The 1,200-nt window shown below is 44.1% G+C and carries 1 protein-coding gene; it reads right to left on the reverse strand.

Annotated elements, in window-relative coordinates; genetic code table 11:
* On the reverse strand, positions 1–1,200 hold a 1,200-nt coding region (locus RMY00_RS36015), incomplete at both ends, for a condensation domain-containing protein (protein WP_322652129.1).

Genomic DNA, 1,200 nt, shown 5'->3' on the forward strand with positions numbered 1-1,200 from the left:
AAACAAGTCGGTATTGTACTCAAAAGTCGCTTTTAGTCCTGAATTTACCTCTTCTACAAACAAAGTCAAATCAAACTTCGCTGTACTGCTGTCACTTTCAAGAACATTCCAGTCTAAACCTTGTAACTCTAGCTCTGAATGTGGCGCATTTTGCAGCACAAACATCACTTGAAATAGAGGTGTGTGGCTTAAAGAGCGTTGTGGCTGCAATTTTTCCACCAGCAACTCAAAGGGTAAATCCTGGTGTGCATAAGCTTCTAAAGCAACCTCACGCACTTGAGTTAATAACTGCTCAAAAGTCAAATTGCTTTCCAGTTTGGTTCGCAGTACTAGGGTATTAACAAAAAAGCCAATTAACTCTTCTATCTGGGCATGGTTGCGGTTGGCAATTGGCGAACCTACAACAATATCTTCACTGCCACTGTAGCGGGAAAGCAAGGTATTAAATGCTGCCAGCATTGTCATAAACAAGGTACAGCCTTGTTGCTGACTGAAGTTTTGCAGTGCAACTGTCAGTTGTGGAGATATCTGGAAAGTATAGTTAGCACCCCGGAAGGTTTGGATAGCCGGTCTTGGGTAGTCAGTGGGTAATTCTAGGACTGCTGGTACGCCTTGCAGTTGGTTTTGCCAGTAAGCAAGCTGGGAATCGAGTACATCTGCTGTCAGCCACTGGGTCTGCCAAGCTGCAAAGTCTGCGTATTGAATTGGTAATTCAGCCAAAGGTGAAATTTGTCCATTGCAAAAGGCACAATAAAGTGCAGACAGTTCAGATACAAATACACCGATTGACCAACCATCGGAGGCGATGTGGTGGAATGTCAACAGCAGCACATGTTCGTGTTGGTCGAGGCGTAGCAACTTTGCCCGAATCATCCGGTCAGTTTCCAGATTAAAAGGTTGCTGTGCTTCTGTTTGTGCTAGTTGTTTAACAAGAGCTTCTTGTTCTTCACCAGTTAATTCACTGAGGTCAATGATGGGAAATGATATAAGTGTGACTGATGAAATAACTTGTATTACTTGCCCTGCGACTGTCTGAAAATTTGTTCGTAAGACTTCGTGACGGCGCAGTATTTCGTTGAGGCTATCGTGTAGTGCCTGTTGGTTGAGTTGACCCTGCAAGCGAATTGCACCGGGAATATTATAGAAGGGATTGCCTGGTTCTAACTGAGCCAGGAACCATAGCCGTTGTTGAGCAAAAGA

The sequence above is a fragment of the Nostoc sp. ChiVER01 genome (assembly GCF_034531155.1).
In the GTDB taxonomy this organism is placed as follows: Bacteria; Cyanobacteriota; Cyanobacteriia; order Cyanobacteriales; family Nostocaceae; genus Nostoc.